Origin of the sequence: Citrobacter sp. wls827, from assembly GCF_005280875.1 — a bacterium.
In the GTDB taxonomy this organism is placed as follows: Bacteria; Pseudomonadota; Gammaproteobacteria; order Enterobacterales; family Enterobacteriaceae; genus Citrobacter; species Citrobacter youngae.
This window is the reverse complement of record NZ_SZWR01000023.1, coordinates 101,470-109,280: the sequence shown is the minus strand read 5'-3', so window position 1 is coordinate 109,280 and position 7,811 is coordinate 101,470. Positions and strand designations below refer to the sequence as shown.

Here is a 7,811-nt window from a genome sequence, read left to right as displayed (position 1 = left end):
AGTTCAGCTCGCCAGCCACGCCCCAGCCGTTGCTGGTGCGTTCCAGGTTGTCGTCATGCAGTAAGAAGATCTCACCGTCTTTCGACAATTTAGCGTCAAACTCAATCATGGTATGCCCGTATCGCGCCCCCACGTCGATCGCCGCCAGGGTATTTTCCGGTGCCAGCTTACCGCCGCCACGATGGGCGACAATATGGGGGTAAGGCCAGTTACTCATACACGTTGTCCTGTTTCGCCATCAAAAAGATGCAGATGATTTTCTGGCAGATGCAGCCACAGCGTGCTGCCTGCCGTCGGGCGATGCTGATGCGCCAACCGCACCACTAGCTTTTGCTCCCCCCAACGTCCATGTGCCAGATTATCCGCACCCAGCATTTCCAGCGTGTCGACGACCAGCGGCACGCCGCCTTCAGCCTGCGAGCTTAGCGCAATATGCTCCGGGCGGATACCCAGCGTCATGTTACGCCCAATACACTCCCTGGCGCTTCTGCCGATGGGCAACGTCATGCCGCCCTCCAGCTCAAAATGGGTACCCGCAGCGCTGATGCGCCCGTCGAGCAGATTCATCGCCGGGCTGCCGATAAAGCTCGCCACAAAGCGGCTGGCAGGCTTTTCATACACCTCAACCGGCGTCCCTACCTGCTCGGCAATGCCTTTGTTCATCACCATCACCCGTTGGGCGAGGGTCATCGCTTCAACCTGGTCGTGCGTCACGTATAGCGAAGTGGTTTTCAGTCGGCGATGCAGATGTTGTAACTCCAGACGCATCTGTACGCGCAGCTTGGCGTCAAGGTTAGAAAGTGGCTCATCGAACAGGAATACCGCCGGGTCACGCACAATCGCTCGTCCCATCGCTACGCGCTGGCGCTGGCCGCCGGAAAGTTCGCGCGGACGACGTTTGAGCAGCTCACCCAGTTCGAGAATACGCGCCGCCTCTTTCACCCGCTCAGCAATATGCTCCTTGCCCATCCCGCGGATTTTCAGCCCCCAGGCCATGTTTTCTTCCACGCTCATATGCGGGTAGAGAGCATAGTTTTGAAAGACCATCGCAATGCCGCGATCCTTCGGCTCCATCTCGGTGACGCGTTTATTATCAATCCAGATATCGCCGCCGCTTACCCGTTCAAGCCCGGCCACCATCCGCAACAGCGTAGACTTTCCGCAGCCGGATGGGCCAACCATCACGATAAATTCCCCGTCCGCGACGTCCATCGTCAGCGGTTTAATCACCTGGGTTTTGCCGTCCCAGCTTTTGGTTACTGCCTGTAGTTTTAAACCAGCCATTTTTATTTCTCACTGTCCACTAAACCACGCACAAACGCGCGCTGCATGGCTAACACGATGATTACCGGAGGGATGAGCGTCAGCAGCATGGCTGCCATTACCTGGTTCCACTGCGTGGTGCCTTCACCGGTGGCAATCATGCCTTTGATACCCGCCACCGCAGTGCCCAAATTGACGTCGGTAATAATTAACAACGGCCACAGATACTGGTTCCAGCCGTAGATAAAGGTGATCACGAACAGCGCCGCCAGATTGGTTTTTGACAACGGTAGTACGATATCGCGGAAAAAACGCATTGGTGACGCGCCGTCAATACGCGCCGCCTCAACCAGTTCATCCGGTAGGGTCATAAAGAACTGACGGAACAGGAAAGTCGCTGTCGCAGATGCCATCAACGGCAGCGTCAGACCCGCATAGCTGTCGAGCATCTTCAGGTTGGCGATCACTTCTACCGTCGGGAAAATACGCACCTCAACCGGTAGCATCAGGGTGATAAAAATCATCCAGAAGAACAGGTTGCGCAGCGGAAAGCGGAACCAGACGATGGCGAATGCGGAGAGCATAGAAACGGTAATTTTCCCTACCGTAATGCTGAACGCCATGATGAAACTGTTGAGCATCATCAGCCAGAACGGTGCGCTGTTGACGCCCACGCCGTTAACCCAGATGTATTTCATGTTTTCCAGCAGCTGTGTACCGGGAACCAGCGTCATCGGCGTCTCAAACACCGCTTTATTGTCCAGCGTCGCCGCGACAAACGCGACGTACAGCGGAAACAGGATCACCATGATCCCCATAATCAACATGGCATGGCTGAATATTGTCAGCCCACGACGGTTCTCAATCATTGGTAACGCACCTTACTTTCCACATAGCGGAACTGCACCACCGTCAAAATAATGACCAGGAACATCAGCACCACAGATTGTGCAGCGGAAGAAGCCAGATCCAGCCCGACAAAACCTTCGCGATAGATCTTATAAATCAGCGTCGTGGTCGCCTGTACCGGCCCGCCTGCAGTGGCAGCATCAATCACCGGGAAGGTGTCAAAGAAGGCATACACCAGATTCACCACCAGCAGGAAGAAGCTCACCGGGGCAATGAGCGGCAGCGCCAGTTTAAAGAAGCGGCGAACCGGCCCCGCACCGTCAATCGCGGCGGCTTCGATCAGTGAGCGCGGAATAGACTGCAGTGCGGCAAAGAAGAACAGGAAGTTGTAACTAATCTGCTTCCAGACCGACGCGAACACCACCAGGAACATTGCCTGACCGCTGTTTTGCGCATGGTTCCAGTCATAGCCAAACTCACCGAGAAAATGGGTAATCAACCCGCGCCCGGGGTTAAACAGGAAGATCCACAATACGGCAGCAACGGCGGGCGCAACGGCGTAAGGCAACAGCATCAGCGTTTGGTAAAAACGGCTGCCGCGCACCACGTAATTCACCAACGCCGCAAAAAATAACGACACCAGCAGACCGCTTACCGTGACTAACGTACTGAACTTAATGGTGGTCCAGAATGAGTCGAGGTAGTACGGGTCATGAAACAGCGCGACAAAGTTTTCCAGTCCGACAAACTGGCTGGAAAGACCAAACGGATCAACGGATTGTAGCGAGTACCACAGCGCTTCACCGGCAGGCCAGATAAAGAAAATAACGGTGATAACCAGCTGCGGAGCCACCAGTAAATAGGGAAGCCAGCGCGAACGGAACACCGGACGGGATGAAGACATGGAGGTTTGATTCCTGAACAGCGCCGGATGGCGCTACGCTTATCCGGCCTACGCGCATTTGTAGGCCGGGTAAGGCGCAGCCGTCACCCGGCATTTCACATTACGATTTGGTCGATTGCTCAAAGCGACGCAGTAACTGATTGCCACGCTCAACGGCGGCATCCAGCGCCTGCTGCGGGGTTTTCTTCCCGGTCCAGACGCTTTCCAGCTCTTCATCCACGATGGTGCGGATCTGCGGCATGTTGCCCAGACGCAGCCCTTTGGTGAACGGCAACGGCGGCTTGTTCAGCATCTGGCGGGTGGCGATATCAGCCCCAGGGTTCTTCTCATAGAAGCCCTGCTCACGGGTCAGATCGTAGGCCGCGGTTGTGATCGGCAGATAGCCAGTCTTCTGATGCCATTCGGCAGCAATCTCAGGCTTCGCCAGGAAGTTGAGGAACTTCGCCACGCCTTCGTAGGTGGGTTTGTCTTTGCCCTGCATCACCCACAGGCTGGCTCCACCGATAATGGCGTTCTGCGGCGCGCCCTTCACATCGGCATCGTACGGCATCATCCCGACGCCATAGTTGAATTTCGCGTAATGGCGGATGTCAGCCAGAGAACCGGAAGAGGCGGTGGTAATGGCGCAATCCCCGTTGTAGAACTTCTCGGTCGACTCATCTTTACGCCCGAAGTAGCTGAAATCGCCTTTTTTGTTCAGCTCTTCCAGCAGAGCGATATGCTTCACCTGTTCCGGTTTATTGAACTCCAGCACCGCGTCAGTACCGTCAAAGCCATTGTTTTTGGTTGCTACCGGCAGACCGTTCCAGGCACTGAAGTTTTCAATCTGAATCCACCCCTGCCAGCCACTGGCGTAGCCGCACTTCATGCCTGCCGCTTTCAGTTTCGCGGTGTATTCCGCCAGGTCCTGCCAGGTTTTCGGCGGCTGCTCAGGGTCTAAACCGGCTTTTTTGAAGGCATCTTTGTTGTAGTACAGCACCGGAGTGGAGCTGTTAAACGGCTGGGAGAGCAGATGTCCACTTTTAGAGTCGGTGTAATACCCGGAAACCGTCGGGACGAACTGAGATTCATCGAAGTTAATGCCAGCCTCTTTGAATACTTCATAGACCGGTTTAATGGCTTTCGAGGCCATCATTGTTGCCGTACCCACTTCATAAACCTGCAGCAGCGCAGGCGCGTTTCCGGTACGGAAAGCGGCAATACCTGCGCTCAGGCTCTGCTCGTAGTTGCCTTTGTACTGCGGAACAATTTTGTAGTCGGGATTGGCGGCATTAAAACGTTGCGCCAGAGAATCAACTTCTTTACCCAGTTCGCCTTCCATTGAGTGCCAGAATGGGATGGTGGTGACCGCCAGTGCCTGACCTGCAAACGCCAGGCTAAGTGCCAGTCCTAAAGCTGTATGTCGTAACGATATCATCGGTTATCTCTCTTGTTGTGCCGGATGCGCGATATCACGCGTTTTATGCTCGCGGGGGTAACATGACATGCTCGAATGACAGAAAAATAACTTTTTTATTACAAAAAAAAGATAGTAAGGCGACAAACAGATGGCAAGGCGGTGAAAGCGTAGTGACAGGAAAATGCGGGGTGGTGCACAACAAAGCCGGGTAGCGGTATGCTTTACCCGGTGAATAAAGAAGGTTTTGTCACCCTGGTAAGATCAGGCAGGCTGTGCAAACGTGAATTCCAGCGCCAGACCCAGGATCTGCATACCATGAATGTTATCTTCCGGAGATATCGCCACCAGGCTTTCCAGAAACTTGAGTCGCCGTGACTGGGCGTTGATGATGAGTTTTCCCCGTAATGCAGGAAGCTTCAGCGAAGAGATGGGATAAACCACGCGCCCACAGACTTCCACCGGCAGCTTGCGCAAATCGACTTGCTGAAGCACGCCCACAGAGGAATACAGCAGCGCTACAGGCGTTACGGCGAGCAATGGTGATGGACTAATACTGACAAAATCCAGCAGGAGTTCTGGACGCAGATAGTTCAGCCCATTAAAGGAAACCGTGACGCCATCAATTGCGGGCATGGGCTGCACATTAGTTTGATGCGGTGAATCATTCATGCAATTACCATTGATATAAAATATAAATCAAGCTATTGATTATACAGAATATAGTGCACAAATGCTGGGACAGAACTCGCAATCCTTGCAGGTATGAATGATTGCGTTTCCAGTCTTACTCTCTTCGCCAGCGGCGTTCATATTCGTTCTGTAAACGCTGCTGTTCCCGCCGCTCACGGTCACGCTGGATATCCGATTTTTCATCTTCCCAGCCCGGACACACAGAACTGCTGAATACCTCGCAGGGTGAATTGGATTGTGCTGACGGGTTGACCGGCTTTTCTTGCCAGATTGCAGGATCGCGCGGATCGAAAGTTTGCTCTTTCACTGCCTGCGCACTGAATGAGCCGGCCAATAGTAGACTTCCAATAGCCATACAGGCACCTGAACGTGTCATCCTTTCTCCATGTTCATTTTTATTATTGATAATCATTATCAATAATAACATAGCGCAATAAAAAAGGGGCCTGATGAGCCCCTTGTCTATTTAGATAACTGTTAACCGCCCAAATAAGCGCTACGCACCGCTTCGTTAGCCAGCAATGCATCACCGGTATCTTCCAGCACCACGTGGCCGTTTTCCAGCACGTACCCACGGTCGGCGAGTTTCAGTGCCTGGTTGGCGTTTTGTTCGACGAGGAAAATCGTCATCCCCTGCTCGCGCAGTTGCTCAATGGTGTTAAAGATCTGCTGGATGATAATCGGCGCCAGACCCAGCGACGGTTCATCAAGCAGTAGCAGCCTCGGCTGGCTCATCAGCGCACGGCCTATCGCCAGCATCTGCTGTTCGCCGCCGGACATGGTTCCCGCACGTTGAATACGGCGCTCATGCAGGCGAGGAAACAGGTCATACACCCACTTGATGCGTTCCTGAAACTGGCCTTTCTCGGCAAAGAAACCACCCATCGCCAGGTTCTCTTCCACCGTCATACGGGAAAACACGCGACGCCCTTCCGGGACAATCGCCACCGCTTCACGCATGATTTTTGCCGTCTGCCAGTCGGTAATATCTTTACCATCAAAGACAATACGCCCACTTGTTGCCCGAGGATCGCCGCACAGCGTTCCGAGCAGCGTGGTTTTCCCCGCACCGTTGGCACCGATAAGCGTCACGATTTCACCCTGGTTGATATACAAGCTGACATCGTGCAGAGCCTGGATCTTGCCGTAGTGGGCGTTGACGTTGTCAAAAGACAACATGACTTTTTCCATCTTATGCCTCACCACCATTATGCTTCGCCTAAATAGGCGCGGATCACGTCCGGGTTGTTACGAATCTGCTCCGGTGTCCCGTTCGCCAGCGGCGTACCCTGGTTCACCACGTAAATACGGTCTGAAATGCCCATCACCAGCTTCATGTCGTGCTCAATGAGCAGGATGGTGGTGTCGTGATGATCGCGCAGCTCAGCAATCAGCTCATCCAGCTCTTTGGTTTCTTTCGGGTTAAGACCCGCAGCAGGTTCATCGAGCATCAGAATTTCCGGCTGAGTGACCATGCAACGGATAATCTCAAGACGGCGCTGGTCACCATAGGCCAGGTTGCTCGCCTGTCGGTTAGCATGCTGCAGCAGGCCGATACGATCAAGCCAGGTGGCGGCGCGGTCCAGCGCGTCATCCTGCGCGCGGCGAAAAGCAGGGGTTTTTAGCAGCCCGGAGAAAACCCCAGCTTTCAGTTGCTGATGCTGCGCCACCAGCAGATTTTCAATCACCGTCATTTCGCGAAACAGACGTACGTGCTGGAAAGTACGCACCACGCCCATACGCGCAATTTGCTGGCCCGGCAGCCCTTCAAGGTGCTGGTCGCGCAGCTTAATCGTCCCTCCGGTCGGCTTATAGAACCCGGTCAGGCAGTTGAAGACCGTGGTTTTCCCCGCGCCGTTCGGGCCAATCAGGGAGACTATCTCTTTTTTATGCAAATCCAGAGACACATTGTTGACTGCCAGCAGGCCGCCAAAACGCATCATCAGGCCGCTAACCGATAATAATGGCTGACTCATGCCTGCTCTCCTTTTGCTTCCCCGTTTTTCAGCTTCAACTGTGGACGGGTCATCGGCAGCAAGCCCTGCGGACGCCAGATCATCATCAGTACCATTAAACCACCCAGCATTAACATGCTGTATTCATTGAAATCACGCATCAGCTCGCGTGACACCACCAGCAGGATGGCCGCCAGGATCACCGCAAACTGTGAGCCCATTCCGCCCAGTACCACAATCGCCAGCACAAAAGCCGACTCGGCAAAGGTGAAGGATTCCGGGCTGACAAAGCCCTGGCGCGCGGCAAACAACGTACCGGCAAAACCGGCGAACGCGGCGCTGATGGTAAAGGCGGTCAGCTTGATGCGCGTAGGGTTTAAGCCCAGTGAACGGCAGGCGATTTCATCTTCACGCAACGCTTCCCATGCACGGCCCAGCGGCATACGCAACAGGCGGTTGATGACAAACAGCGAGAAGACCACCAGCAGCAGCGCCACCAGGTAGAGGAAAATGACGCGGTCAGAGGGATCGTACTTGACGTTAAAGAAGTTGCTGAAGGTATCCCAGCCGCCTTCACGGGCGGTACGGCTAAACTCCAGACCGAAAAAGGTCGGTTTCGGGATCTGGCTGATACCGTTCGGGCCACCGGTGACTTCAGTATTATTGAGCAACAGGATACGCACGATTTCGCCAAAGCCTAAGGTCACTATTGCCAGGTAGTCGCCGCGCAGACGCAGAACCGGGAAGCCAA

Annotated in this window: 9 protein-coding genes and 1 pseudogene; all 10 read right to left on the bottom strand. The window is 54.3% G+C overall.

Annotated elements, in window-relative coordinates:
• Window positions 1–217 (bottom strand): glycerophosphodiester phosphodiesterase family protein (locus FDX03_RS23700; RefSeq protein WP_283204889.1); only part of this gene is annotated, 217 nt, incomplete at its 3' end.
• Window positions 214–1,284 (bottom strand): sn-glycerol-3-phosphate import ATP-binding protein UgpC, encoded by a 1,071-nt coding sequence (locus tag FDX03_RS19985; protein ID WP_137346475.1) that lies wholly within the window; start codon window positions 1,282–1,284, stop codon window positions 214–216. The genes FDX03_RS19985 and FDX03_RS23700, both read right to left, overlap by 4 nt.
• 2 nt (window positions 1,285–1,286) lie before the next feature.
• Window positions 1,287–2,132 carry a sn-glycerol-3-phosphate ABC transporter permease UgpE gene (gene ugpE / locus FDX03_RS19980; RefSeq protein ID WP_003023450.1) on the bottom strand — a complete coding sequence of 282 codons (846 nt, stop codon included), beginning with the start codon at window positions 2,130–2,132 and terminating at the stop codon, window positions 1,287–1,289.
• Window positions 2,129–3,016 (bottom strand): sn-glycerol-3-phosphate ABC transporter permease UgpA, encoded by an 888-nt coding sequence (ugpA, locus tag FDX03_RS19975; protein WP_003837841.1) that lies wholly within the window; start codon window positions 3,014–3,016, stop codon window positions 2,129–2,131. Before ugpA ends, ugpE begins: the two co-directional genes overlap by 4 nt.
• Window positions 3,017–3,116: 100 nt before the next feature.
• Window positions 3,117–4,433, bottom strand: coding sequence for a sn-glycerol-3-phosphate ABC transporter substrate-binding protein UgpB (gene ugpB, locus FDX03_RS19970; RefSeq protein ID WP_137346474.1), 1,317 nt, complete (start codon window positions 4,431–4,433; stop codon window positions 3,117–3,119).
• A gap of 243 nt (window positions 4,434–4,676) precedes the next feature.
• On the bottom strand, window positions 4,677–5,084 hold the full coding sequence (locus FDX03_RS19965) for a hypothetical protein (RefSeq protein ID WP_048213579.1): 408 nt from the start codon (window positions 5,082–5,084) through the stop codon (window positions 4,677–4,679).
• Between the two features lie 115 nt (window positions 5,085–5,199).
• A complete protein-coding gene (locus tag FDX03_RS19960; protein WP_061068753.1) occupies window positions 5,200–5,481 on the bottom strand; it encodes a hypothetical protein in 282 nt (93 codons plus the stop codon).
• 101 nt (window positions 5,482–5,582) lie between these two features.
• Window positions 5,583–6,296 carry a high-affinity branched-chain amino acid ABC transporter ATP-binding protein LivF gene (gene livF, locus FDX03_RS19955; protein WP_086523486.1) on the bottom strand — a complete coding sequence of 238 codons (714 nt, stop codon included), beginning with the start codon at window positions 6,294–6,296 and terminating at the stop codon, window positions 5,583–5,585.
• A 17-nt stretch (window positions 6,297–6,313) separates the two neighbouring features.
• A complete protein-coding gene (gene livG / locus FDX03_RS19950; protein WP_005121592.1) occupies window positions 6,314–7,081 on the bottom strand; it encodes a high-affinity branched-chain amino acid ABC transporter ATP-binding protein LivG in 768 nt (255 codons plus the stop codon).
• Window positions 7,078–7,811 (bottom strand): annotated as a pseudogene (gene livM / locus FDX03_RS23695) (branched chain amino acid ABC transporter permease LivM); the annotation flags it as partial. The pseudogene livM and the gene livG, both read right to left, overlap by 4 nt.